This is a genomic window from Marinobacter daepoensis DSM 16072 (assembly GCF_000421165.1).
Classification (GTDB): domain Bacteria; phylum Pseudomonadota; class Gammaproteobacteria; order Pseudomonadales; family Oleiphilaceae; genus Marinobacter; species Marinobacter daepoensis.
In genome coordinates this window covers 1-23,785 of the sequence record NZ_ATWI01000014.1, presented here as the reverse complement: position 1 = coordinate 23,785, position 23,785 = coordinate 1, and the positions used below count along the sequence as shown (strand labels likewise).

The window sequence follows — 23,785 nt, the reverse complement described above, 5'->3', positions numbered from 1 at the left end:
TAAACCGCCGTCAGGCGCCCAGGATGGGAGGAGGCCCGCAAAATGTGGAGGATGCTATGTCGGAACTTGGCCAGCAGCGCTGCCGCGCCTGCAGTGCAGAGGCTCCGAAACTCACGGAGCCTGAAAAGCAACAGTTAATGCCGGAGGTGCCTGACTGGCAATTGGTTGTCCGGGATGGTGAAGAGCAACTGCAGCGGGTCTTTACTTTCAAAAATTTTGTACAGGCCCAGGCGTTCACGAACAAAGTCGCTGACCTGGCTGAGGCTGAAGGGCATCATCCGGCCATTTTGCTGGAATGGGGCAAAGCCACGGTGCGTTGGTGGACCCATAAGATTGGTGGTTTGCACAAAAACGATTTCATCATGGCGGCCAGAACCGACGAGCTTTACTAAAACGCTTCGTCAACCGGGCTGCGAACCCCAAAGCCGCCTTTGCGAACCACATGTGTGTAGATCTCGGTGGTACGAACATCTGAGTGCCCGAGTAATTTCTGAATGGTGCGCAAATCGTAGCCCGCTTCCAGAAGCCTGGTGGCAAAACTGTGCCGGAAGGTGTGGCTACCTGCAGGTTTCTGAATACCTGCCGCGCGAACAGCGACCTTAATGTGCTTTTGAACCGTTCTATCCATCAGGTGATGTCGCCTTCGTATACCCGAGCGGGGATCAATCGAAAGGTCCGGGGCTGGGAATATATACTGCCAATCCGGCTCCTGGCTGGCACTGGGGTATTTCTTGTCCAGGGCAGCTGGCATATACACCGACCCGAGGCCTTTGGCCAAATCCACCTGATGTTGCAGAAGGGTGGTTTGAATCTGGCTTTGCAAACGCTCTATCAGACGATCCGGCAGCAGAGTGATTCTGTCTTTACCGCCTTTGCCTTCGCGGACAATCAGCTGCTGCATCGCGAAATCAATATCCTTGACCCGCAATCGCAGCGCCTCGCTGATTCTGAGGCCCGCGCCGTAAAGCAGCATGGCCACCAGTTGGTACTCGCCATTCATGTTCTCAAGCACTCGCTTGGCTTCGTCTGGACTGAACACCACCGGAAGCCGCTTGGGCTTTCTGGCAGCTTCGTATTCGAGGTTCTCCAGTGGTGTGCCAAGAAACTCCCGATACAGAAAAATCAGCGAGTTTAGCGCCACTCGTTGCGTACCCACACTGACATTGGCCTGCAAAACCAGGTGCGATAAAAACGCTTCTACTTCCGGTGTACCCATGGATTTTGGATGTTTTCGACCGTGAAAACGGATAAACCGCTTGATCCAGAAAACATAGGTTTTCTCAGTTTTGTAAGCGAGACCTCGTAACCGGATGAAGTTCTTGAGCTGGTCAAGAAAACGTGTGGATTGCGGGGAAATAGGGCTGCGGATATCCATATCCTGACTCCTTTTTGGCGGCTGTATAAGTATACAGTATTCTGATTTTTGTGGTTGTCAATTCTTCATGCGGAAGCGGAGTTATACGAACGCGTTCGCAAAACTCCGGGAAACCAGGCGGAAATATTGCTAACGTTCTGATAAGTTTGAAAAGGGATAAAGAGCCGGGCGGAGTTATACGCCCGGGTTTTCGGGCAGGAGTAGCTCAAACAAGGGCGTATAACTCCGGCGGTAGCCGTGGTGGTTTTGTTAACTTATTGATTTTTGGTTTAAATTAATGAGTTTCCGGGTTGGATTTTTTGGAATTATACGAATGGGTGTTATACGAACGCGTTCGTATAATTAGCTGTTACATGTGAAGAGTTGACATGACACCGGAAGAAGCAGAGAGACAGCTACGGAGGATTAGAGGTCAGCATATAGAAGGTCGCTGGTCTCAGTTATACCACCTATCGAAAGAATCTGGTGACTCCGCGATACGCTACCTTTTCACTACTAATGCGGGCGGTGCAGTCGCGGTACTGGCGTATCTTGGCTCTGTCGCACAGAACGGAGTCGCGCCTTGGTCCGCGAAGGTTGCCTTGATTTGCTTTTTCACAGGACTCTTATTCGTAGGTTTTTATCGCGTCTACATAGTCCACCACCACGAAGGGCTATTTGAAAATTACAAAAGGCTTGTCAATTCATACTACGAGGACGGTATTGATTGGCAGCAATTGCTTAAAGCCGACGAAGAAAAGGTCGGTAACTCGAAAGTTCCGTATGTATTTGGCTATCTGTCATTTTTCAGTTTTATTTTCGGGTGCATTGCCGGCGCTGTTGGTATTTTGTAGCCCAACATGTAACAAGTCGCTGTAGTACGCGGCCTGCGGCCGCCGGACGCCCTTTTCATTGCGGCTTCGCCTCCATTACAAGGGCGCCGCTAAGCTTTGCGTTATTGCCGGGGCCTCGGTCATTTTGGGGTTGCGTTGTGCCCAGGCCTTGGTGGCGTAAGTGGGTGCCAGGCCCGCGCGGTTGGCTAAGCACCAAGGCCGTTAAAGGTTGCCTCGCATTTGGAAGCCCTAGCGAATGCTGGCGCTGGTAGTATTGGTGGGTTTCCCCGTTATGGGACCGTCCGCCGGGAACTCATTCGGGATATTTTGCCGCTGAGTTCTGGTTCATTCGCCGCTGCGTTTTGCGGTGGTTTTTATCAAGGTGCATCGGCGTATGTCGGTGTATTTTGCTCAGTAGGCCGTCACGGTCAGTGCCAGGGATTTGGCGTTCTCAAAACCTCGCACTAACCAGTCGCCGCAGTACGCGGCCGATGGCCGCCGGACGCCCCTATCGGGCCGCCGCTGGGCTCAGCGTTATGCACAAATGGAGAAACTATGAACATCAAGGATGATTGGAAGAAGGTAAAGTCAGTTTTAGAGCAAGGTCAGGCTTCGACGGTTTACTGCTCGATCGCAACGGTTAACCCCGACGGCACACCCCACATCACGCCAGTTGGCACTGTTTTCCTTCGTAATGATCAAAGCGGGTACTTTTTTGATCACTACGCCGAGGCTTTGGGTAAAAACATCGATCAGAACCCGAATGTTTGCATTATGGCAGTCAACGCCGGTCGATTCTTTTGGCTAAGGTCTCTGCTCAAAGGCCGTTTCGTTGCTCCGCCGGGCGTGAGACTTTACGGCAAGGTCGGACGAATGCGTGAAGCCACGCCCGAAGAAATTGAGAAGATAGAAAAACGGGTTAAGCCATCACAGTGGATGAAAGGGGCGAGGTTGCTCTGGAGTGACTTCACCCACGTTCGAGACATTGAATTTACCCACTACAAGCCAATCACCTACCCAGTGATGATGGATGGGATGTGGCCGGAACATGCATAACCAAGTGGTCAACGGGACGCCAACTACGCTGCGCTCCGTTGGCGCCCATTACCACCGGCGTTATTGCCGGGGCCTCGGTCATTTTGGGGTTGCGTTGTGCCCAGGCCTTGGTGGCGTAAGTGGGTGCCAGGCCCGCGCGGTTGGCTAAGCACCAAGGCCGTTAAAGGTGGCCTCGTATTTGGCAGCCCCAGCGAATGCGGGCGTTGGTAGTATTGGATGGTATTTCCGTTGTGGGGCCGTCCGCCGGGAACTCATCCGGGATTTTGGGCGCTGAGTTCTGGTTCATTGGCCGCTTTGTTTTGCGGTGTTTTTTATCAAGGTGCATCGGCGTATGTCGGTGTGTTTTGCTCAGTAGGCCGTCATGGTCAGTGCCAGGGATTTGGCGTTCTCAAAGCCTCGCACTAACCAGTCGCCGCAGTACGCGGCCGGTGGCCGCCGGACGCCCCTATCGGGCCGCCGCTGGGCTCAGCGTTATGCATAGGAAGCCATGACCAAGTTGCTGCGTAGACTATTTCAGGATTCGATCCGATCAGGTGCAATCTGGAAAGCCACGTTGTTGAAAAACCTGTTCACTGTCTTGGCAATATTAGTCAGCGTAGTTTGGTTGTTAATTTGGGGTATAGACCTATTCTTTGCCAATACCACCTGGCCATACGTCAAAATAGCAACAGTGGTAATTGGTTATGGAGTGCCGTTAACTAATATGTACTACGATCACCAAAGTCTAAAAAGGCGAATTCGTATTCACCGATTCCGTCGCGAATCGCGGCGGCAATTTCAAAATACATAACAAGTACAGGCAAGGGACGCTCCTTTCGTCGCGCCCCTGCTGTTGGCGTTATGTATAGGTGAGCCCAAATGGAATTAGTGCTGACTGAAATTGTGGAAGATAGCTCGTCTGCTGAGAAGGAAACCTGTTGGTTGAAGTGCCGGACCTCTTCTGGGGGAATGGTCGTCTTTTGGGGAGAGTTTGGTGGCGCGAACAGAAATATAGTTTCTCTGAGAAATCAGGCGCTTCCCATCGTGATAGAGCTATCCGATCCTGAGGCTTGTATCCCAACGGAGTGGGAGCGGTCACGCTATAAGGCTTCACTCAGCATACCATCCAATGTGGTGGTCACTATTAACACAGAGTACTAAACACATAACCAGGCGCAGCAGTACGCGGCCGGGTGGCCGCCGGACGCCCTTTACGTGGCTCCTTCGTCGTCACTCCAAGGTCGCCGCTGTGCTTCGGCGTTATGCCCGGTGAAAACATGGAAGAGTATGTATCCATCCATGGTGATGAGTGGAAAATCTCTGATATTGGCGAGCAAATAGAATGGGCTCGGGCGCAGGTATGGGTAAAGCGGAAGTGGCTGCCAAGAGCCGCTCTCGTATCCAAAGGTAAAACGTCAGAGTACGTCGGCCAAAGCTATCGTCCTGAATATACAAAGCTTGTTGAGGATGGTTGGAATCACGACCATTGCGAAATATGTTGGTGGTCATTGCACGAGGCAGATGATCCTGAGTCTGGTGAAGGCTATACCATAGAAGGTCGCACTTGGCTCTGCTGCGAGTGCTATGAAAAATTTATTCGGACTGAGGCATAACAAGGTGGTCAACGGGACGCCAACTACGCTCCGCTCCGTTGGCGCCCATTACCACTGGCGTTAAAAGGGAAAATAATGCATCGATTTCTGGTGTTTTTGATATTGACTGTCGCATTCTGTGCACCGGCTAAAGCCAGTAGCGCTCTTGAAGATGGAAATGCTCTTTTGAGTAGTTGCTCAAAGTACCTTCAACTGTTGGAAGGAAAAGGTGATGCTTCAGACGGTTTTGCTGGAGCAGCGTGTGTCGGGTATGTCACAGGAGTATCCGATCTAAATACTGTCCACGCAGTTGTTTCTGGTGGAAAAAATGAGGGGTTCTTTTGTATCCCTGATAACGTTCCACTTGTGCAAAAAGTTCGGGTATTAGTACATTATCTAAATAGTCATCCTGCCGATTTACATTTAGTCAGGGTGATTCTCACAATTAATGCATTCAGTGAAGCTTTTCCTTGCAAGTAACAAGCTTTTAACAAGGCGCAGCAATTCGCGGCCGATGGCCGCCGGACACCCTTTCCATTGCGGCTTGCGCCTCCATTCCAAGGGTGCCGTTGTGCGCTGGCGTTAAGCAGTAATCGAAAACAAGGAATAGATGGTCATGATCAGGGATGTGATCTTTCCCTCGGATAGTGAAGAGTTGAGAGCGCTCATTCTCGAGTATGCGAATTGGCTGAGTATCGATCTTTCTTATCAGGATTTTGAGGGAGAGATGGCTTCACTCGAGTCATTATTCTCGCTTCCAAACGGCCAATATACATTTGCCATTGTGCAATCTCGGGTGGCCGGTGGGGTTGGGTTTCGGCAGTTGGATGAGCACACCGCAGAGGTGAAGCGCCTGTACGTTCGGCGCCAATATCAGGGTAACGGGCTTGGGCGCCGGCTAATGGACAACTTATTGGTTAAGTTGAAAGGTTTGGGTTATACCCGAGTTGTCCTAGATGCTGTGCCTCCCACGAAAAAAGCTCAAGAACTGTACGAGCTAATGGGCTTCCGGGAAATTGAGCCATATTTTTTCAACCCAACGCCCGACACTAAATTCTATGCATTTGATCTTCAGAACCATGTTTTGGAGAGCAATGCTTAACAAGCCGCGTAAGTCGGACGTCCCTGACGGGCCGCCGCTTCGCTCAGCGTTAGGTATCAATATGAGTAGATCTGACCGTCTTTCAATTTTTATTGGCTCGTCGGTCGAGGGGTTGCCCTGTGCGAAAGCCCTTCAGGTCAACTTGGACCACGCTTGTGAAGTGACAATTTGGCATCAAGGAGTGTTCGGGCTGGGAGGGGGTACGCTCGAAGATTTGTCCAAGAAACTCGATCAAGTCGACTTCGCAATTCTAGTTGTAACTCCCGATGATCTCATTGTCTCGCGTGATCGTGAGCAAGCCGCCCCAAGAGATAACGTGTTGCTTGAACTTGGAATGTGCATTGGTACTTTGGGTCGCGAGCGAAGCTTCTTGGTTTACGACCGAACCGCTGGCCTGAAGCTGCCATCTGATCTGGCTGGAATTACCCCCGCTACTTATCAACCACATTCCGACGGAAACTTGTCTGCCGCCCTCGGTGCTGCATCAACGCAGATCGAGAAAAAAGCCATAGAGCTTGGGATAAGAACAAAGGTAGGCCAAGTCGGACTGATCGATGAACATACTCAGTTTCGGATCATCGCTGATCTTTTAGGCATTATCGCGGACAACTTCCTGATTCAGTTAGCTCTGTCTGGAAAGTTTCTAATTCGAGAAAAAGGGCATTCCTTGCGTATGGGTAGGCACTGGTACGCAATAGAGTTTCCGAACCGCCATATCGGCAACGGTCGGTTTTCTGTCAATGATCTGTGCGAAAAATTACTCGAAGCTGACATCGTTTCTCAGAATCTCAGCTTTCAAGTCGTTCTGACACCTCGTGGGCAGAGCTTTGTTCAGTGGTTGTTGGATAACGGTTATAAGGCAAAGGCCTTCAGGTGCAATCTCGGAGGCTGGGGAGATTCAGAATGGTTTATGGAATCATCAATTGAGATGCTGCAAGAAGGCTCGGAGTCATACGATTGATCCCTAACAAGTTGTTGTAGTTCGTTCCGGCCTGCGGCCTCCACCGGACGCCCCTGTCAGGGCGCCGCTAAACAATGGCGTTATCTGTGAGTGTTCTGAATGATCGGTACGTGCAGACTATGTGGGCAACAGGAAAAATTGAAGGAGAGCCATTTCATTCCTAAGTTTGTTGGGAAATGGCTCAAAAAGACTTCGATTACCGGTTATTTCAGAGAACACAATGAACTAGAAAAAAGAGCACAGGATACAGCCAAGGAATATTGGCTATGTGGGCAGTGCGAAGGACTTCTATCAAATTGGGAAAGGGAGTTCGCCAATAAAATATTCTATCCCTTTGCGGATCAGGGACATTCAACCGCCTCTTACGGCCCATGGTTTGCGAAGTTTTGCGCGTCACTCTCGTGGCGGACATTGACCTTAATTCGCCATAAGAACCCTGATCGAGACAAACCGGTTGAGTATTACGAGCAACTAGACGCGGCCCAAGACCACCTGAGAAGATTTATTCTCGGGAAAACCGAAAATCTAGAACAATACGAACAGCATGTTTTCCATCTCCAAGAAATAGAGTCGACGGACAGCAATGAATTGCCTACAGGAATCAATCGTTACTTCCTTAGGGGAATGGCGATGGATATCGTTGGTAATTCAACCGACTTGTACATTTATACAAAAATCCCATCCTTTATCATTCTCGGTGTCGTGAAGGCCAAACAATTGAATAAGTTGAGGGCCAGCAGAATCGCACTCAAAGAAGGAAAGCTCATCCCTAGGTCATACCGTTGGCCTGACGGCTTTCATAGTTATGTTTTTGAAAAGGCCGAAGAAATGATTTTGGCGCACCGGCAAATACCTGAAAAAGATCTCAAAAAATTCGAAGATTTTATTGCAGAGCATCCGGAAAAAGCTGCAAATTCAAAGCAGTTCAAAGCTTTAATGCACGATTATCAGAGGTTCGGTGCAAAAATTTTCAGATAACCAAGGGCTCAAGCCGACCGGTTTGCGCTGGCGCTCCAACCGGCGGCTTAGCCCAGGCGTTAGGAGATAGGGATGTCTATAAACATTGAGGTGGCCGAGACCACTGAGCAGTTTGATGCAGGTGGCCGGTTGATTTGTGCGTATGCTGAGTTTCTGGGGCTGGATTTAGAGTTCCAAGGTTTTTCCAGCGAGTTGGCTTCGCTGCCAACGATGTACGGTCCACCCAACGGTGCACTCTTGCTCGCCAAGCTGAGGGATATTCATGTTGGTGCCGTCGGTCTTAGAGAGTTTGAGCCGGGCGTTGCTGAGATGAAGCGGATGTATGTTCTTCCGGACTACCATGGCATGGGTGTGGGCAAGGCACTGACCGAAGCGTTCCTTGGCCGAGCAAAGGAATTGGGTTATGGGTCGGTGCGGCTAGACAGTATTCGTGAGCTTGATAAGGCATTGCGGCTTTACAGCGATTACGGCTTTAAGGAAATTGAGCCTTACCGATTCAACCCACACCCGGAAGCCGTATTCATGGAGTATAAAATCTCCTAACACATATGAGCCTTCTCGGAATCAATAGGCAATAGTCATTTTTTGGGCCGCGCCAGCGGCCAACCTAAACCCATGAGCGAGAACGCCTTCTTCGCTAGTCTCGTCGAGCTGTCAGGCACTTACAGCAAACACATATAGGGGCTCTCTTACGCGGCTTTGGACCACAGCCTGACCGGTCGTTCCTTCGGTGGGTCAGGGGCACCAGACATTCATCGGTTAACCGGTCACTGGCGCTATTCAAACGACGGGCTGCATGGCTCCAGTTAGTTTCAGGCTCAGGACCGGTGTAAGCGCACTGGCTCATGGTATTAAGGCACGCCCACGGGCTGGCTAATCAAGTCGCTCTGGCTTCAACAACGGTGACAGAAAACCGCTTCGGTATCGGGTACCAGTCAGCGGACTTGCAGTCTTCGGTGTCATCCTTTCTGATCCAGTTAGACGTCTTGCTCAGCCCATGGCGTGACTAACCTTTCAGGAACCGTTGTTCATCGAACACCCTTTTGTCTTTGAGCATGAAGTACACCGCCCGGCCCAGCTTGTGCGCCAGGGCGGAGAGGGCCTTGGGTTTGTTCATCCGCTTCTGGAGTTTTTCAACGTAGCGCTTGGCTCTGTCGTTGTTGCGGATAAACAGCACGGCGGCTTCTGAGAACGCCCACTTCAGATGGGCGTTGCCGATTTTGTTGCCCTGGGTGCCGTAGACCTTGCCAGCGGATTCGGCTTTGCACTTCACCAATCGAGCGTAGGAAGCGAACTTCTGAACCGACTCAAACCGCTGAATGTCACCGATTTCGTACAGAATGGTCAGCGCCAGAATGCGCCCCACTCCGGGAATAGTTTTGAGTACGTGGAGTGACGCTGCGTCATGCTGTTTGGCTTGTTGTTCCAGATGCCATTCGAGCTTTTTGAGTTCGTGCTGATAACAGTCGACGATGGTCAGGTCCAGATCAATGTTGCGTTGAACGTCTGGATCGCTAAAAGCAGCAGTGAGTTGTGACCGGCCGCTAGGGTTATTGAGGTTGGCTTTGCTGGGCGGAAGATTGTACTGGCCCAGAGTGTTCACCGCGTGGGCCTTGAGCATGGCCCCGTGCTGGACGATGCGGGTGCGTCGGCGCAGCAAGTCGCGGGTGGCCCGCATTTCCTTGGGATAGACGTAGGCCAATGGGAAATTGCCACCGCGCATGAGCATGGCGATCTTGAATGAATCGATGCGGTCGTTCTTGGTTTTGCCTCCGTGGATGGCCTTCATGTACAGCGCATGCCCGAGGATAAAGTTGATGCCGTGTTCTTCACACAGATCGGAGATCCAGTACCAGCAGTGCATGCATTCAACACCCACCACGAGGTCATCGCGAAAGGGTTCGAGCAGGGCCAGTAAGGGCTCCGGATGGGCCTTGATTTCCTTGTGTAGCAGCACTTCGCCCTGTTGGTCGAGGATGCAGACATAAAGGCTACGGGCGTGCAGATCGATTCCACAATAATGGCGGTGGGTGCTATGGTAAAAATTCATGAGTCTTCTCCCTTGTAGTGCTTGGTCGCCTTCCAGCTTAGCGGGCAACCGCTGGGCTGGGGAGAAGGCTCAATCAGTATCAATCGGCTGCACGGCGACCGATTTTCCGCCGCTTTGCGGCTCCAAACCGGCGCGTGAGCCGGGCGATATCCAGGGATGGCTTTAAGGTGAAACTATATAGTGTTCTACCTCTATTATTTTTAGCAGGCTGTTCTGCGATGTTGAGTGACCAAGAAATAGAAGCAGACTGCTTTCCAGCTTTCAACCAAGAAGTGAAGAATTTTTTTAAAGAATTGCATAACAGTCGAGCATATGTTTGGTCTATAGGCGGTGTCAATGATGACAGCGCTGATACTCCTTTCTTGGTTGAAAATGGTATCAATGGTTTCTTATTGTCAGAAAAAATTACTAGCCCAATGGAAATTCTTGGAGAAGAAGAAAAATTATACTTTACAGGGCGTGTTTTCAAGAAATGGCCAAGTTGGGGGGAGTACTACATCGGTGGCGGTAGAAAAAACATTAAAATTGAAGTTTTTTCCAAAGGAAATGGTTACTTGGTTTTTGACAGTGACATCCCTGGCTCTATTAAAAATGAATTACCAAATCGCTGTACGTTCAAATAAAGTGAATGTATAACAATTAGTTGCAGTTCGTTACGGCCCCAATGGGCCTCCACCGGACGGCCTTTTCTCCGCTTCGCTACGCAAAGGCCGCCGCTGAACATTGGCGTTAAATGCTAGAGGGATCTATGTCAGAGATAGCCAAAACTCCTGAGCCGCCGTATTACGCGGTCATTTTTAGTAGCCATCGCACCGAGGGCGACAATGGCTACGGGGCAATGGCAGACCGCATGGTCGAGTTGGCTGCAAGCCAACCGGGCTTCTTGGGTATGGAGTCGGTGCGCGAGGATTTAGGTATCACTGTTTCCTACTGGGAGAGCCTGGAGTCCATCACCAATTGGAAAGAGAACGCAGAGCACCGAGACGCTCAGAGACTTGGTCACCAAAAATGGTACTCCAGCTTTCGGGTTCGCATTGGGAAGGTGGAGCGTGAGTACGGCATTTAACCATTCAATTAAGTACGTTCCCGGCCTGGCGGCCGTCCACCGGACGCCCTAGTCGGGCGCCGCTTATCATTGGCGTTAAGAGGCTCGAATAGCAGGTGCCACAGTTGAAGAATATTGACGAAAAAGTAGCATCAGCAGTAAGAGACTTCGCTAACTCGATAAATTCGGGGAGTAAGGTCGTAGCTGATATGTCTGCTTTAATCGAAGTGACGAATAAGCTGCCTCTTTGTAGTTTTGATTATTGGGAGCGTTTTATACGATCTGAGTTCGCTTCAGCACTGAGAGAGTCCGCGCCTCCAAGTTGGAAAGTATGGTCAAAACCCAAGGACATGATGACTTGGCTCGACCTTATTAGCTGGGATGGTTACAGGAGGGAGAAATCTCTTCGAGCTCTATCAGAGGCTGCGCCGAATACATTCTTCTTTTCGCTTGCAGTTAGAAGACTTAATGATTGGGTTCCGCAGGTCCGGGAAGCAGCAAGAGAAAAGCTTCTTGAGGTGGCAAAAACGACAGATCCTAAATTCGTAGTTGAAGCGCTATGTATTGCGCTTTCCAGTTGGAACTCGTGGGGGCGAATTGAGCAAAAGGATAAAGAAGTTCTATTTCAAATAATATGTGAAAAGAAAATAGCAGATTCGCTTCTTCATAAGCTAGTTTCTTCGGCTTCTGGGCCTATGCCATCACTTTTTTCACAGCTTGGTCGTACACCGATTCTTGACGGAAACATTGAAAAGATCGCGAGTCTTGCGGTACAGCCATCGGTTCGAGCGAAAGCATATCGTAGCTTGTTTGAAGGCCGTATTGTTTGGATGGAAGGTCGAAAGTGGGAGTGGACCGATAAGCGATATTGTGAAGGCAGGCTGAAGCCTATCGTTGCTGAGAGAAAATTGGTCACCAATATCGACCTGCTAAACTTGCTTAGAAAATCCTCTGATGATCGCTCATCTATCGTTAGACGAGTTTCGGCAGAGATCGTGATACGAGAACTCGACAATCTCGGCCCTCTAGCGATGGAATTTGCTGTCAAGTTCGCTTCGGATAAGTGTCAACCTGTGTCTGAAAGGGGCAATTTTGCATTGAAAAAATTGGCGGAAGCGGAGCGTACAAATGCCTCTTAACAATCGGCAGCACGCGGACCCAGCTACGGCGCACCAATATGTGGTCGCTGCGCTTTTACCACATATGGGCACGCCGCATCTGGGCCGGTGTGCCGGGCGTTAAAAATCAGAGGAAATAATGGAGCAGTACCTCGGAATATCAGCTGCAATTCTGGGCTCACTTGGTGGCGCAGGTGTGATCGTTGTTGGGCTTTCCAGTTGGCTCGGAAAGGTTTGGGCCACCAGACTGATGGACAACGAGCGCCACAAGCACGAGCGGGATTTAGAAGCTTTACGAGCTTCTTTAAAAGCTCAGAACGATAAGCAGTTGACTGAAATGTCGAGTGAATTTGAAATATTCAAGCAGACCCATTTGCGTGAACACAACGATAAGCTCGCGATATATCGCGCTGCACTCGATACGATCGTTCCCATTCTGGCAAAAATCGAGCTTTTAGTTATCGGAGAGAGGGGCGAGCTGTCTACTGAAGAAAAAGAGGTATTCGAAAACGACAGGCTGCGCATCTACGGATACCTTGCGATGTTGGCGCCACAGTCTGTGATGGATGCAAACGATGCGTTCGTTGACCTCTTGCTAGCCCTAATTTATGACGGTAAACAAACTAATTGGGAAACAGTCAGGAATTCTGCGCTGCGTTTGACCAATGCCATGAGGGCCGATATTGGTCTCAATAAAGAACCGGTAGCCTACAACGGTAGCCGCTGATTTTTTAACAAGGCCAGGCACGGCGACGTCTTTTTCGTTGCGGCTTCGCCTCCACTACAAAACCGCGCATGCTGGCTGGCGTTATTGCCGGGGCCTCGGTCATTTTGGGGTTGCGTTGTGCCGAGGCCTTGGTGGCGTAAGTGGGTGCCAGGCCCGCGCGGTTGGCTAAGCACCAAGGCCGTTAAAGGTCGTCTCGTATTTGGCAGCCCCAGCGAATGCGGGCGTTGGTAGTATCGGGTGGTATTTCCGTTGTGGGGCCGTCCGCCGAGAACTCATCCGGGATTTTTGTCCGCTGAGTTCTGGTTCATTCGCCGCTTTGTTTTGCGGTGTTTTATATCAAGGTGCATCGGCTTGTGTCGGTGTATTTTCGCTCAGTAGGCCGTCACGGTCAGTGCCAGGGATTAGGCCTTATCAAAACCTCGCACTAACCAGTCGCCGCAGTACGCGGCCGATGGCCGCCGGACGCCCCTGTCGGGCCGCCGCTGGGCTCAGCGTTATAACTCAAGGAGAGTTCGTTGCAAGACTCAGTTTTCTTCACAATACTGATCGGTGTTTCAGTTTTCGTCTTGGGTCAGTTTATTCTGAAGCTGGTGCTTGAGCCGATAGTCTCCTTTAAGGAAAGCCTAGGTAATTTATCCGCATTTTGCCTGAGGTACAGAGCCAAAATCACAAAAGCCAACGCGTCACTTGAGCTCCAGAATGAACTCAAGGTTTTGATCTCGACAATTTTATCGAAAAGCCAGTCTATCCCTTTTTACTCGGCTTTCGCCAAAGTGCTCGGCTTGCCAAGTCAAACGTCGATAATCGAAAGTTGTCGAATCCTAAACGGCATCTCATATGAGATGGTCAAAGAGACATCACAGCATCAAGGGAAACTCCAAGGGTCCATTCAGATACTCACCGATTTACAAAGAGTGAGCGAGTTGTTGAGAGTTCGGCTTGATTACCATGAGTTATAACAAGGCCAGTCACGCGACGCCTACTACATTGCGGCTTCGCCTCCATTCCGCAGGCGCGCATGCTAGCTGGCGTTAAATTTTCAATCGGGTTTAGTGATGAATATTGAGATCGTAGAAAAAGCAGATCACCTTCAGCTGATAGAAGTCTGGGAAGCGTCGGTCAGAGCAACGCATGATTTTCTGTCTGAAGATGATCTACAGGAGTTAAAGCCGTTAATTCTGGAACAGTATTTTGACTCAGTTGATTTAAGGTGCGTTAAAAACGATAACGGTGAAATTCAGGGATTCTGCGGAGTACATGACGGTAATATTGAGATGTTGTTCATCTCACCTGATGCACGTGGCAAAGGCATTGGTGCCATGTTAGCGGCCCATGCTATCAAAGAGCAGGGAGCATCAAAGGTTGATGTAAACGAGCAGAATGAACAGGCGCTAGGTTTTTACCAGCATATTGGCTTTAAAGTGACAGGTCGATCACCAATAGATGGGCAGGGTAAGCCTTATCCGTTGCTGCATATGGTGCTATAAAAATTTAACAAGTCCATTCAGCCGACACTGCAAAGCGGTGCGGCTGATGGATAGCGTTAAATTTTTGAGTAATCGAGATGCGAGATAGGCTTCAAAGAAGGATTGACCGAATCAGCGCATGCAACATGAGTAATGCGAAGTGGCGTAAGTTCTTTACTTTCGTGGGCAATAGCGACTACAACATAATTAGGTCAAACTGGAAGTTTATTGACGATGACCGTATTTTTGAAAAGATTGGTCTGCCTGAAGAGAATGACCTGCTAGAGGAGCGTTTTTCCGATGGCCGGTGGCTGCCACTCGAATATAAAATAATTGAGTATGTTTCCATATCAAAATATTGCGACAGTCTGCACCAAGATCCAAAGCGTCCATTACCAAAAGTTGAGCAGCCTATATCGGAGTTAAACGATTATTTACAGTCAAAGGCTAATTTTCCGTTAGTGCTATCAGAAACCGAACTAAAGTTGCAGGCGTATGAAATTTAACAAAGCAATCAACCGGACTCCGCATTGCGTGGTTCGCTTCGCTCACTTTACCACGCAATGCTCCGCTCGGTTATTGCGGCGTTATAAATCAAAAAGGAGTTTAAATTGAGGAAGTCGTTATTTTTGTTCTGTCTTGTGCCGGCCCTGGCAAACGGCAGTGACGTCGGAGGTGTTCGCGATTCTAATTTCGAAGCCGGAATTGGCTACAGTGACAGCGATAGCTCCAAGGCTTTTGATGCGAACGGGAGCTATAGGTTTGAGTTAGGCGACTATTTAGCATCCGACGTTTCCGCTGTACTTGGGTATAGCGATGGTGAAGGAGCACGTGTCGATTCAGAACGAGTGACGGCAGGCATTGATCTTTTCGTTCGCAGCTTTGATATAGGAAAATTGGGAGCAGGATATTCCCGAACCCACAGTCGATTTGATGTACCTATTAAAAACGACTCCTTGAATCAAAACGCTTACTCAGCTTTCGCTCAATACTACATCAATGAATTTAATATAGGCGTTTCTCGGCAAGCATATAGATCCGGCGACACAGAAAATTTCGACCTCTGGACTGTCAGCATTGCGGGCTACCTTTCTGAGAATACAAGAATGGGTCTCTCTGGATCAGGAATGGACGCAGCCGACCTATATGGCGCTAGTATTGAGTACCAGCCCCCGTGGCTTGATAACAGCGCAAGTTTGGGTTTCAGTTACTCCCGCTCTCCAGGTGATGACACGGTATCTTTAAAACTTGCCTATTTTTTTGGCAATACGGTTTCACTAAAAGTGCGTGACCGCGAGTTTCGGTGATTTATAACCAGTAGCGTCAGTTGGACCGGTTTGTTCCGCTGCTGCTCCACAAACCGGCCGCTGCGCATTGCGTTAGGTTTTACAACGCCGCAGGCTCAACCTAGGGAGGGGCCCCTTTGATCAAGGAAGTTAAAGCGGTAATCATCCTGCTGGTCTTAGCATGCAGTGGGTGCGCTACCACTAAGACAGTCAGTGTCACAGAAAATGGCGCGATATCGGATGGCTACTGGAACAGCAAAACAAATTGCAGCTCGTTGCCTCGTGTCTACAGCGGATTGGCACACAACGCATGCTTTGCTCTGTTTGCATCACGGTCGAACGGATCCATCTATAATTCATTCGAAATTGGCGGGTACGTGCTTGACTCGATGGCGTGTGCAGTCGCAGATACATTGGTTCTACCCTATACAATTTACAAGCAGTTTCAGTGGGGCAGCATTGAGGTTATGCCGAGGCATGGGAAATAAAACTAACCAGCCATTCCAGTTCGTTACGGCCCTAATGGGCCTCCACCGGACGGCCTTTTCTCCGCTTCGCTACGTAAAGGCCGCCGCTGAATATTGGCGTTATCACACAGGGAGGTGAGTCAATGATTCAATCCGGTAGCTGCCTTTGCGGCGGCGTCCAATACGAGGTCGCTGGCAATCTTAGCGACGTTTACAACTGCCACTGCTCTATGTGCCGAAAGCTTCATGCAGCTGCATTCCGAACCTGTGCAAAGGTCCGAGTGGATGACTGGCGGACGGTCAGAGGTGAAGATTTGCTCAAAACTTACGAGTCTTCGCCGGGAGAGTTCAAGGTCTTTTGCGCAAACTGCGGTTCAAGCATTTACACAAAGTTTGATTTGAAACCGGAAATCTATGCTATGCCATTGGGCACGCTCGATACTGATCCAGGCGTACGCGCGGACCGCCATGTATTCGTAGGCAGCAAAGCGCCATGGTTCGAGATTACGGATGATTTGCCTCAGTTTGCCGAGAACGCCTGAGGCAGTGATAACAAGGCCAGGCACGGCGACGCCTTTTTCGTTACGGCTTCGCCTCCACTACAAAGCCGCGCATGCTGGCGGCGTTAAGTGTCAAAGGAATGATCGATGAAAGGTGAATGTCTCTGCGGAAACGTGAGGTTCGAAATTGAAGAGGAGATTCGCAACCTCTATCAATGTCACTGTACGTTGTGCCGCAAAGCCACTGGAGCGGCAGCTAATGCCGCGACTTTTGTGCAGGGCACCGCCTTTCGTTGGGTGTCAGGTGAAAGTGGTATCAAGTCTTACAAAAAGCCCAGCGGTTTCCGAAGCGATTTTTGTTCAGAGTGCGGGAGTCCGGTTCCCAACAGCCTGAGAGACAGCGGAATGGTTTGGATTCCTGCCGGTTTGCTTGATGAACCGGTCGCATCGAAGGTTTCCGTCCATCTCCATACGAAATCCGCTGCCACTTGGGAGCAAGCATCTACCGAGTGTGTTCGCCTTGATGGTGGGCCTGCGAGCTTGGACTCACTTAACAAGTTGTTGTAGTTCGTTTCGGCCGACGGCCTACACCGGACGCCCCTGTCGGGGCGCCGCTAAACAAAAGCGTTATGGTATAAAGGAGTAGATTTGGAAAGTTTCAACATCTTCAATGTGTTGGCAGGTATTGCTTCAATTATGGGAGCTGTAGCTGTCTATCAATTCAAAATATCACAGAGCAAGAAAGCTAGGGCTGATCTGTTGCTTCAGTTGGATGACTCTATTGCGCAGAACAAGAGGCACTCAGCTGGGGAGCTATTTTATCTGCTACACGGATTGAGAATGAATTTTGAAGATATTGAGGCAATCTGTGGTGATAGTAGGAGCTCCAAGATTGTGTACGCACTCAGAAAAACGCCAGGAGTAGTAACTCACGTAGACGGGCGATTCAGATACAACGGTATGTTTGAGAAAGCATGGGTGCGTAAGGTTAATAAGATTCTTATGAAGGTGCTTGCCTACGCCATGGCCGTGATTGCTCTTACTTCGATCATCTTAATGGGGTTTTTGGAAGGCACCCAAGCTTTGGCTCTTCTGATCGTTGTCGCGCCTCTGGCGGCTTTTTTCGGTATGCAGGTAAAAGATATTCAGCATGACAACATGGTAGAAGGCTTGGTGGGGGCGGACGAACCATAACCAGTTGTTGTAGTACGCTCCGGCCGCTGGCCTCCGCCGGACGCCCCTATCGGGGCGCCGCTAAACAAAAGCGTTAGGTTTTACAACGCCGCAGGCTCAACCTAGGGAGGGGGCCCCTTTGATCAAGGAAGTTAAAGCGGTAATCATCCTGCTGGTCTTAGCATGCAGTGGGTGCGCTACCACTAAGACCGTCAGTGTCACAGAAAATGGCGCGATATCGGATGGCTACTGGAACAGCAAAACAAATTGCAGCTCGTTGCCTCGTGTCTACAGCGGATTGGCACACAACGCATGCTTTGCTCTGTTTGCATCACGGTCGAACGGATCCATCTATAATTCATTCGAAATTGGTGGGTACGTGCTTGACTCGATGGCGTGTGCAGTCGCAGATACATTGGTTCTACCCTATACAATCTACAAGCAGTTTCAGTGGGGCAGCATTGAGGTTATGCCGAGGCATGGGAAATAAAACTAACCAGTGCAGGCACGGCGACGCCTCCTACATTGCGCCTTCGGCTCCATTCCGTAGGCGCGCATGCTGCAAGCGTTAAGTTGCCGAGTTACCCACGAACAGTAGACACCTTCTATAGTTAGGGTAGCCCCTAGCACGGAGGTGCTCCATGAGCCGCAAGAAGACCCAGGCCTATACCGAAGAGTTCCGTCGGGAAGCCGTTCGCAGATCCGATCAACCTGGTAATACCGCTGCGTCGGTTGCCCGTGAGTTGGGCATCCATCCGGGTCAGATCTACAACTGGCGGCGCCAGTTCACTCGCCTGTCTGACAAGCAGTTCAACAGTGTTGACGGGGTCGATTATTCCAAAGCCGAGAGCGAAGCCATGCGCAAACTCCGGCGTGAGAACGACACCCTGAAGAAGGAAAACGAATTTTTAAAAAAGGTGTCTGCGTACTTCGCGAAGTCCCAAGAGTGAAGTACGCGCTGATTGAGCAATTCTGTCAGTGCTACGCAGTGCGCCTGATGTGTCGGGTGATGGGCGTGTCAGCCAGTGGCTATTATCGCTGGAAACAGCGGCCGGTCAGTCTCCGGGAGCAACGCCGGGCTGAAACGGAGGCGGCCATTATGGAGACCTACGAGAGCTTCAAGGCGCGATACGGTGCCCTACGCATCGCCAAGGAGTTAACCGCAAGTGGCACACCCTGTTCGGTGAACTATGTGGCTGGGATCATGCGCGAAAAGGCTATTCGTGCGCGTAATGGCAAGGCGTTCAAATACAGCGGCGCATCAGAGGCAATGACCAACGTCGCAGACAACCTGTTGTGGCGTCAGTTCGCCGCTGAGCGGCCGAACCAGAAGTGGACCACCGACATCACCTATATCTGGGTGAAAGACCGCTGGCTGTATCTGGCCACCGTGATGGACCTGCACTCTCGCTACATCGTCGGGTGGTCACTGGACATGAGTATGACCGAAACGTTGATCACCGATGCCCTGAGCATGGCCTATGGCCGCCGAGAGGTGACTCCAGGGCTGATTGTGCATTCGGATCGGGGAGTGCAGTACCGCGCCACCGGCTACCAGGATTACCTGCGCTCAAAGGACTGTGTGCCGAGCATGAGCCGCAAGGGGAACTGTTGGGATAACGCGCCGATGGAATCGTTTTTCAGTCGGCTGAAGGTGGAGCTGATCTACGCCGAGTGTTTCGATTCGATCACTGCGGCCAAATCCGCTATCTTCGAGTACATCGAAGTGTTTTATAACCGGAAGAGAAGACACTCCGCTTTGGGCTATCTCAGCCCGGTGGAATACGAGCGCAAATGCGCGTAACCGGGTGTCTATTTTTCGTGGGTAGGACCACCATACAAGGAAAGTTTTGTGCACGTAGCATTCTTGTTCGATTCAGATGATCCCAAATACAATGGGTTTTATGGAGTACCCATTCGGAACGAAATACTAGGAACCAATGTTCTGCAAGAAAGCGGTCGCCACATGAAAGTGTACATAGGTGACGTGCTGACATTCTCAAAAGCTAATGACAAGCCTCATTATGTTGAGCTTTCAGAGAAAATTTACTTTTCACATAAATTTCAAAAATTAGATGTGAAAAGAATTCGTGACACCTATTTTCAGAAAACAATATTTGTGTGGGTAATTGAGAATATCACCACTTCTATTGCAAATCGACTTCATGAAGCCTTGAAAACTAATAGTGCCTATCTAGGAATGCATGGTGTCGAGTTAGCATTCCCTCTCCATTTGGTGTTCTACCGAAATCTTATAGGTTCTCAATATAGACTGCTCGGCGACTCTACAAAAATCTTCTATACGATGAACGAAGAAGATGGAAAAGATCACTCAGAAATCGATGCTTTAAAAAGCCTTGGGTTTAAAGAGGTCGAATGGGAAGATAACGGGGCTAGACAAACTATATTCGACGATTTCGATACTCCAGAGCATTTCAAGCAAGTATTTGAATTTAAGAAAGCCATATCCCCGTACCTTCAGGAGGAAGAGAACGAAGCTTCAGAGCTGGCAATGCTCCTTGAAGATTTGAATCCCAAATTATTCGATACACTGGGCGCAGCTGTTCGTGCAGCTAACAGAGCTGTAAATGAAGAAGATTATGCTCATGTGGGATTATCCGGACGTAGGTTTTTTGAGAAAATGGCTAACGTTCTTTTTCCACCACAAAAAGACCTATTTAAAGGAAGAAAGGTTGGTAAATCCGAGTACAAAAATAGACTGATAGCCTTTATTGATGCCTCAGTCACAAATAGTGATGATTTGTTGAGACTGGGCAAAGAGACTGATCGCTTGATAGAAGCTATGAATAGCGCGCTGCATGGTGACCCAGATCCAGAGAAAATCATGCAAGATTTTGCAGATATAGCGATACTTAGCGTTCAGCTTCTAAGTCTAGATCCAGAAAAATCTAGAGATCCATACCATGGCTATAACAAAAATCTAGAATCCTTTTTATTTGATGTCTTAGGCATTGATAATGGTTAACAAAGCGCTTCACACGGATAAATTTCTCGCTTCGCTCCAAATTTACCGGTGAGCGCAGCGTTACGTGTCAAAGTCAGGGAGGCTGTGTGCAGACTGAAATTCAATCTAAATTTTCAAGCTACCCGTTAGAGGCCCAGAGGCAGCTGGAAGCCGTTCGTAGCCTCATCTTTTCGGTGGCCAAGGAAAATGAACTGGGTGCGGTAGAAGAAACTCTTAAATGGGGCGAAGCCAGCTATCTTGTTAGTGGTGGCAGCACAATTCGTATGGACTGGAAGCCTAAAGATCCGGGCGTTATAAAGGTGTTTTTTCATTGCCAGACTACCTTGGTTGAAACCTTTCGGGAGATATACGCCGAAGAATTCGCGTTTGAGGGGAAAAGGGCAATAGTTATACCTTTAAATACTCCTGTTGGGAGTGGGCCTTTAAGTCACTGCATTCAGTTGGCTTTGAAGTACCATAGCGTGAAGCATCTACCGCTGCTTGGAGCATAGGGTCTAGCACCACGTAACAAAGCCATTAAATTCGCTCCCAGCGGTCGCCGGACGCTCGTTACTCGCGCCGTTTATGGCGGGCGTTAATGGCCCAGGCCGTCTCCATTTTTGGCGGGCTCAGTGCAAAGGCCTTGGCATCGGGCTTGGCTGCAACGCCGCCTGTGTTGGTGATGGCCAAGGCCGGAAAAGTGGCTGTCGGGGTTGGTTGCCAACATCACCCGCAGCATAGTTATTCACGGCGAGCCCCAGTCTCGGGGCTGTCCAGTTCAAATGGTAAGCGGGTTGGTGCGGTTTGCGCTCTGGTTCCTTTCGCCATCCGTTGAGGTGGTGCAAGCTGTTCGGGAGAGGGCATTCAGCGTTGGGTGCCGAGGGAGACCTTGGTGGTGACCGGCCACTAACCAGGCGGTCAACCGGACGCCAAAAGCGTATCGCTTTTGGTTCCCTCCGCTGCGCTCCGGCGCCGGTTACCTTCGCGTTATGCGCTATGGATGGTCAATTGAAATACACGTGCAGGTGCTGTGGTTACAAAACTCTGGAGGAGCCGTCTGGAGGCACTTACGAAATTTGTGAGTTATGCGGATGGGAAGATGACGGTGTACAGAGCTCAGATCCAGACTACGTGGGCGGTGCAAATGGCACAAGTTTGCGAGAGGCGCAGCATGCATTTTTAGCCGAAGTACCCGAAAGTGAAGATTACCTAAAAGATGAAAGTTGGCAGTTGCTTGAACGCCCTACCAAGAGCGGCCATCTGAAACGTGACAAAGTAAATTTCGTCGTTGACCCTCGGGGGAATGTGAAAGATGCATAACCAATGCAGGCACAGCGACGCCCATTACATTGCGCCTTCGGCTCCATTCCTTGGGCGCGCATGCTGCAAGCGTTAAATGCCATGAAGAATAGAAAGCTCGTACTCGTATCCGACACTGGTTATCACCAGGAACATGATGACCTTTTGCGCTCCGTTCTGGATGAGGGGTACGAGCTGTTTTGCGTGGTAGGTGTGGATTGCGAGCTCTGGGAAGAAGCCATGGATGAGGTCGCCGTCGGCGATGGCAGTGACCCACGATATATCACGACAACGAGTCATCCGGGCGAAACTGAGAACGAAGTAATTGAGTTTGCAAAAATGTTCGCCATCTCAGGTAGTTCGGGAGTGCACGTTGTACGCATTTAACAAGTCATTCCAGTTCGTTCCGGGCCTGAAGGCCCTCCACCGGACGGCCTTTTCTTCGCTTCGCTACGTAAAGGCCGCCGCTGAATTTTGGCGTTGAGGCTGTAGAAAAACCCCGAAATCTTTCGGAGTTTTGATAGGATCAGGCAAACGGACAAGGAGTGGTCAGATGCCCCGCTTCAAGCATTATAACTACGACCAGGATGCCATGGTCGTGATTAACTACCAGGAACAGCTCCAGCCTGGCACCTTTGAACACGCGGTCCACTATCTGATCGAGCATAAGCTGGACCTGTCGGTCTTTCACCCCAAGTACCGCAACGAAGACACCGGTCGGCAGGCCTACGATCCGGCCATTCTGCTCAAGATCATCCTGTTTGCTTACTCCAAGGGCATCACCTCCAGCCGAGAGATGCAGTGGTGCTGCGAGACCAACATCATCTTCAAGGCTCTGTCCTGCGATACGGTTCCGCACTTCACCACCTTGGCCAAGTTCGTCAGTAGTCACTCGGATGAGATCGAAGAGTTGTTCGAGCAAGTGTTGCTGGTGTGTCATGAGCAGGGCCTCTTGGGCAACGAACTCTTCGCCATCGACGGCTGCAAGATGTCCTCGAACGCCGCCAAAGAATGGTCCGGTACCTTCAAGGAACTGGAAGAGAAGCGCGCCAAGCTGCGACGCCTGGTTCGCTATCACCTCAAGGCTCATTACGAACGGGACGAGGCGGAGACCGAAGCCGAACTGGACCGGGATATCCGACGAGCCAAAACCATCTTGTCCCTGGATGAGGCCGCAAAAAAAGTCGACCGCTTCCTAAAGACGAACCGCCCAAGGATGGGCCGGGGGAAACGGAACAAGGAAGTGAAGAGCAACATCACCGATAACGAAAGCGCCAAGATGACCACCAGCAAGGGCACGATCCAAGGCTATAACGGCGTGGCCACGGTGGACAAAAAACATCAGATCATCATCGATGCCCAGGCCTTCGGCGAAGGCCAGGAACACCACACCCTGCAACCGGTGCTGGAGAACGTGGAAGCCCGCTTTAAGAAGCTGGGTATCTCCGACAACATCTACCAGCAAGGTACCATCGTTACGGCCGACACCGGCTTCGCCAACGAAGCCAACATGAAATACCTGCACGAACGGCAGATTAATGGCTATGTGCCGGACAACAAATTCCGCAGCCGTGACCCGAAGTTCCAGAACCAGAAAGACAAGTATGGCAAACGCCATCAGAGCCAGACCAGCACGGGCTGGAAAGAGATCATTCCGGCCAGTGAATTCCAGTTCGATCCGGTGAAACTGACCTGTATCTGCCCAGCGGGCCAAAGCCTGAAATTCGAAGGCACCCGGGCAGACCAAAACGGCCAGGGCCGAGCTTACTTCCAGGGTCGTTTGCTGCAATGCCGTCACTGCCCGAAGAAGCACCTGTGCATGCACAATCCAGAC

General features: G+C 50.3%; 28 protein-coding genes. 26 read left to right on the top strand and 2 right to left on the bottom strand.

Annotated elements, in window-relative coordinates:
- Positions 1-56 precede the first annotated feature (56 nt).
- Positions 57-392 carry a 4a-hydroxytetrahydrobiopterin dehydratase gene (locus tag K325_RS0116455; protein WP_029655355.1) on the top strand — a complete coding sequence of 112 codons (336 nt, stop codon included), beginning with the start codon at positions 57-59 and terminating at the stop codon, positions 390-392.
- Here the strand turns inward: K325_RS0116455 and K325_RS0116450 are convergent.
- Positions 389-1,375 carry an integron integrase gene (locus tag K325_RS0116450; RefSeq protein ID WP_029655354.1) on the bottom strand — a complete coding sequence of 329 codons (987 nt, stop codon included), beginning with the start codon at positions 1,373-1,375 and terminating at the stop codon, positions 389-391. The two genes, K325_RS0116455 and K325_RS0116450, sit on opposite strands and share 4 nt — an antisense overlap.
- 368 nt (positions 1,376-1,743) lie before the next feature.
- Between K325_RS0116450 and K325_RS0116445 the strand changes: the two genes are divergently transcribed.
- From K325_RS0116445 to K325_RS0116415, 8 genes are all read left to right on the top strand, one after another.
- Positions 1,744-2,208: a hypothetical protein gene (locus tag K325_RS0116445; RefSeq protein ID WP_029655353.1), complete on the top strand. Its 465-nt coding sequence runs from the start codon at positions 1,744-1,746 to the stop codon at positions 2,206-2,208.
- A gap of 534 nt (positions 2,209-2,742) precedes the next feature.
- Positions 2,743-3,243: a pyridoxamine 5'-phosphate oxidase family protein gene (locus K325_RS0116440; RefSeq protein WP_029655352.1), complete on the top strand. Its 501-nt coding sequence runs from the start codon at positions 2,743-2,745 to the stop codon at positions 3,241-3,243.
- Positions 3,244-4,499: 1,256 nt separating this feature from the next.
- Positions 4,500-4,835 (top strand): hypothetical protein, encoded by a 336-nt coding sequence (locus K325_RS0116435; protein WP_029655351.1) that lies wholly within the window; start codon positions 4,500-4,502, stop codon positions 4,833-4,835.
- 75 nt (positions 4,836-4,910) lie between these two features.
- Entirely contained in the window at positions 4,911-5,294 is a 384-nt protein-coding gene (locus K325_RS18625; protein WP_156836621.1) for a Rap1a/Tai family immunity protein, read from the top strand.
- Positions 5,295-5,430: 136 nt separating this feature from the next.
- The gene (locus K325_RS0116430; protein ID WP_051146691.1) at positions 5,431-5,916 is read left to right on the top strand and encodes a GNAT family N-acetyltransferase; all 486 of its coding nucleotides are present in this window, start codon (positions 5,431-5,433) and stop codon (positions 5,914-5,916) included.
- Positions 5,917-5,977: 61 nt separating this feature from the next.
- A complete protein-coding gene (locus tag K325_RS18305) occupies positions 5,978-6,877 on the top strand; it encodes a TIR domain-containing protein (protein ID WP_169441823.1) in 900 nt (299 codons plus the stop codon).
- 99 nt (positions 6,878-6,976) lie between these two features.
- Positions 6,977-7,855 (top strand): hypothetical protein, encoded by an 879-nt coding sequence (locus tag K325_RS0116420; protein ID WP_029655348.1) that lies wholly within the window; start codon positions 6,977-6,979, stop codon positions 7,853-7,855.
- A gap of 72 nt (positions 7,856-7,927) precedes the next feature.
- On the top strand, positions 7,928-8,398 hold the full coding sequence (locus K325_RS0116415) for a GNAT family N-acetyltransferase (RefSeq protein WP_051146689.1): 471 nt from the start codon (positions 7,928-7,930) through the stop codon (positions 8,396-8,398).
- Between the two features lie 463 nt (positions 8,399-8,861).
- On the opposite strand, the gene K325_RS0116410 is transcribed toward K325_RS0116415, so the two are convergent.
- Positions 8,862-9,905, bottom strand: coding sequence for an IS110 family RNA-guided transposase (locus K325_RS0116410; protein WP_029655346.1), 1,044 nt, complete (start codon positions 9,903-9,905; stop codon positions 8,862-8,864).
- Positions 9,906-10,072: 167 nt separating this feature from the next.
- On the opposite strand from K325_RS0116410, the gene K325_RS18140 reads away from it, so the two are divergent.
- From K325_RS18140 to K325_RS0116325, 17 genes are all read left to right on the top strand, one after another.
- Positions 10,073-10,528 carry a hypothetical protein gene (locus K325_RS18140; protein WP_156836620.1) on the top strand — a complete coding sequence of 152 codons (456 nt, stop codon included), beginning with the start codon at positions 10,073-10,075 and terminating at the stop codon, positions 10,526-10,528.
- A gap of 125 nt (positions 10,529-10,653) precedes the next feature.
- Positions 10,654-10,971: an antibiotic biosynthesis monooxygenase family protein gene (locus tag K325_RS0116400; RefSeq protein ID WP_029655344.1), complete on the top strand. Its 318-nt coding sequence runs from the start codon at positions 10,654-10,656 to the stop codon at positions 10,969-10,971.
- A 104-nt stretch (positions 10,972-11,075) separates the two neighbouring features.
- The gene (locus tag K325_RS0116395; RefSeq protein ID WP_420835453.1) at positions 11,076-12,089 is read left to right on the top strand and encodes a hypothetical protein; all 1,014 of its coding nucleotides are present in this window, start codon (positions 11,076-11,078) and stop codon (positions 12,087-12,089) included.
- A 118-nt stretch (positions 12,090-12,207) separates the two neighbouring features.
- Positions 12,208-12,795, top strand: a complete 588-nt coding sequence (locus tag K325_RS0116390) for a hypothetical protein (RefSeq protein WP_029655342.1) — start codon at positions 12,208-12,210, stop codon at positions 12,793-12,795.
- A 1,055-nt stretch (positions 12,796-13,850) separates the two neighbouring features.
- Positions 13,851-14,282, top strand: a complete 432-nt coding sequence (locus tag K325_RS0116380) for an acetyltransferase (RefSeq protein ID WP_029655340.1) — start codon at positions 13,851-13,853, stop codon at positions 14,280-14,282.
- Positions 14,283-14,407: 125 nt separating this feature from the next.
- Positions 14,408-14,767: a hypothetical protein gene (locus K325_RS0116375; protein WP_029655339.1), complete on the top strand. Its 360-nt coding sequence runs from the start codon at positions 14,408-14,410 to the stop codon at positions 14,765-14,767.
- Positions 14,768-14,872: 105 nt separating this feature from the next.
- Positions 14,873-15,568: a porin family protein gene (locus tag K325_RS0116370; RefSeq protein WP_029655338.1), complete on the top strand. Its 696-nt coding sequence runs from the start codon at positions 14,873-14,875 to the stop codon at positions 15,566-15,568.
- 589 nt (positions 15,569-16,157) lie between these two features.
- Positions 16,158-16,556, top strand: coding sequence for a GFA family protein (locus tag K325_RS0116365; protein WP_029655337.1), 399 nt, complete (start codon positions 16,158-16,160; stop codon positions 16,554-16,556).
- Between the two features lie 105 nt (positions 16,557-16,661).
- Complete coding sequence (locus tag K325_RS18940) at positions 16,662-17,081, top strand: GFA family protein (protein ID WP_029655336.1); 420 nt, start codon at positions 16,662-16,664, stop codon at positions 17,079-17,081.
- A gap of 81 nt (positions 17,082-17,162) precedes the next feature.
- Entirely contained in the window at positions 17,163-17,708 is a 546-nt protein-coding gene (locus tag K325_RS0116355) for a hypothetical protein (protein WP_029655335.1), read from the top strand.
- 620 nt (positions 17,709-18,328) lie between these two features.
- Entirely contained in the window at positions 18,329-18,637 is a 309-nt protein-coding gene (locus K325_RS0116350) for a transposase (protein WP_029655334.1), read from the top strand.
- A complete protein-coding gene (locus tag K325_RS0116345; protein ID WP_029655333.1) occupies positions 18,634-19,491 on the top strand; it encodes an IS3 family transposase in 858 nt (285 codons plus the stop codon). The genes K325_RS0116350 and K325_RS0116345 overlap by 4 nt, the downstream gene beginning before the upstream one ends.
- A 48-nt stretch (positions 19,492-19,539) precedes the next feature.
- The gene (locus tag K325_RS0116340; RefSeq protein ID WP_029655332.1) at positions 19,540-20,673 is read left to right on the top strand and encodes a hypothetical protein; all 1,134 of its coding nucleotides are present in this window, start codon (positions 19,540-19,542) and stop codon (positions 20,671-20,673) included.
- 86 nt (positions 20,674-20,759) lie between these two features.
- Complete coding sequence (locus K325_RS0116335; RefSeq protein ID WP_029655331.1) at positions 20,760-21,164, top strand: DUF1801 domain-containing protein; 405 nt, start codon at positions 20,760-20,762, stop codon at positions 21,162-21,164.
- 484 nt (positions 21,165-21,648) lie between these two features.
- Positions 21,649-21,972 (top strand): CPCC family cysteine-rich protein, encoded by a 324-nt coding sequence (locus K325_RS18480; RefSeq protein ID WP_211218170.1) that lies wholly within the window; start codon positions 21,649-21,651, stop codon positions 21,970-21,972.
- 81 nt (positions 21,973-22,053) lie between these two features.
- Complete coding sequence (locus K325_RS18135; protein ID WP_156836618.1) at positions 22,054-22,338, top strand: DUF7684 family protein; 285 nt, start codon at positions 22,054-22,056, stop codon at positions 22,336-22,338.
- Between the two features lie 166 nt (positions 22,339-22,504).
- Positions 22,505-23,785 (top strand): transposase (locus K325_RS0116325; RefSeq protein ID WP_029655330.1); only part of this gene is annotated, 1,281 nt, incomplete at its 3' end.

Excerpts from the sequence above, each read along its gene's own strand:
- K325_RS18480 (WP_211218170.1), top strand. The coding sequence starts at position 21,649 with ATGGATGGTCAATTGAAATACACGTGCAGGTGCTGTGGTTACAAAACT.
- K325_RS0116380 (WP_029655340.1), top strand. The coding sequence starts at position 13,851 with ATGAATATTGAGATCGTAGAAAAAGCAGATCACCTTCAGCTGATAGAA.
- K325_RS0116350 (WP_029655334.1), top strand. The coding sequence starts at position 18,329 with ATGAGCCGCAAGAAGACCCAGGCCTATACCGAAGAGTTCCGTCGGGAA.
- K325_RS0116445 (WP_029655353.1), top strand. The coding sequence starts at position 1,744 with ATGACACCGGAAGAAGCAGAGAGACAGCTACGGAGGATTAGAGGTCAG.
- K325_RS0116450 (WP_029655354.1), bottom strand. The coding sequence starts at position 1,375 with ATGGATATCCGCAGCCCTATTTCCCCGCAATCCACACGTTTTCTTGAC.
- K325_RS18135 (WP_156836618.1), top strand. The coding sequence starts at position 22,054 with ATGAAGAATAGAAAGCTCGTACTCGTATCCGACACTGGTTATCACCAG.
- K325_RS18305 (WP_169441823.1), top strand. The coding sequence starts at position 5,978 with ATGAGTAGATCTGACCGTCTTTCAATTTTTATTGGCTCGTCGGTCGAG.
- K325_RS0116365 (WP_029655337.1), top strand. The coding sequence starts at position 16,158 with ATGATTCAATCCGGTAGCTGCCTTTGCGGCGGCGTCCAATACGAGGTC.
- K325_RS0116390 (WP_029655342.1), top strand. The coding sequence starts at position 12,208 with ATGGAGCAGTACCTCGGAATATCAGCTGCAATTCTGGGCTCACTTGGT.
- K325_RS0116375 (WP_029655339.1), top strand. The coding sequence starts at position 14,408 with ATGAGTAATGCGAAGTGGCGTAAGTTCTTTACTTTCGTGGGCAATAGC.
- K325_RS0116420 (WP_029655348.1), top strand. The coding sequence starts at position 6,977 with ATGATCGGTACGTGCAGACTATGTGGGCAACAGGAAAAATTGAAGGAG.
- K325_RS0116400 (WP_029655344.1), top strand. The coding sequence starts at position 10,654 with ATGTCAGAGATAGCCAAAACTCCTGAGCCGCCGTATTACGCGGTCATT.
- K325_RS18625 (WP_156836621.1), top strand. The coding sequence starts at position 4,911 with ATGCATCGATTTCTGGTGTTTTTGATATTGACTGTCGCATTCTGTGCA.
- K325_RS0116455 (WP_029655355.1), top strand. The coding sequence starts at position 57 with ATGTCGGAACTTGGCCAGCAGCGCTGCCGCGCCTGCAGTGCAGAGGCT.
- K325_RS0116410 (WP_029655346.1), bottom strand. The coding sequence starts at position 9,905 with ATGAATTTTTACCATAGCACCCACCGCCATTATTGTGGAATCGATCTG.
- K325_RS0116435 (WP_029655351.1), top strand. The coding sequence starts at position 4,500 with ATGGAAGAGTATGTATCCATCCATGGTGATGAGTGGAAAATCTCTGAT.
- K325_RS18940 (WP_029655336.1), top strand. The coding sequence starts at position 16,662 with ATGAAAGGTGAATGTCTCTGCGGAAACGTGAGGTTCGAAATTGAAGAG.
- K325_RS0116430 (WP_051146691.1), top strand. The coding sequence starts at position 5,431 with ATGATCAGGGATGTGATCTTTCCCTCGGATAGTGAAGAGTTGAGAGCG.
- K325_RS0116415 (WP_051146689.1), top strand. The coding sequence starts at position 7,928 with ATGTCTATAAACATTGAGGTGGCCGAGACCACTGAGCAGTTTGATGCA.
- K325_RS0116440 (WP_029655352.1), top strand. The coding sequence starts at position 2,743 with ATGAACATCAAGGATGATTGGAAGAAGGTAAAGTCAGTTTTAGAGCAA.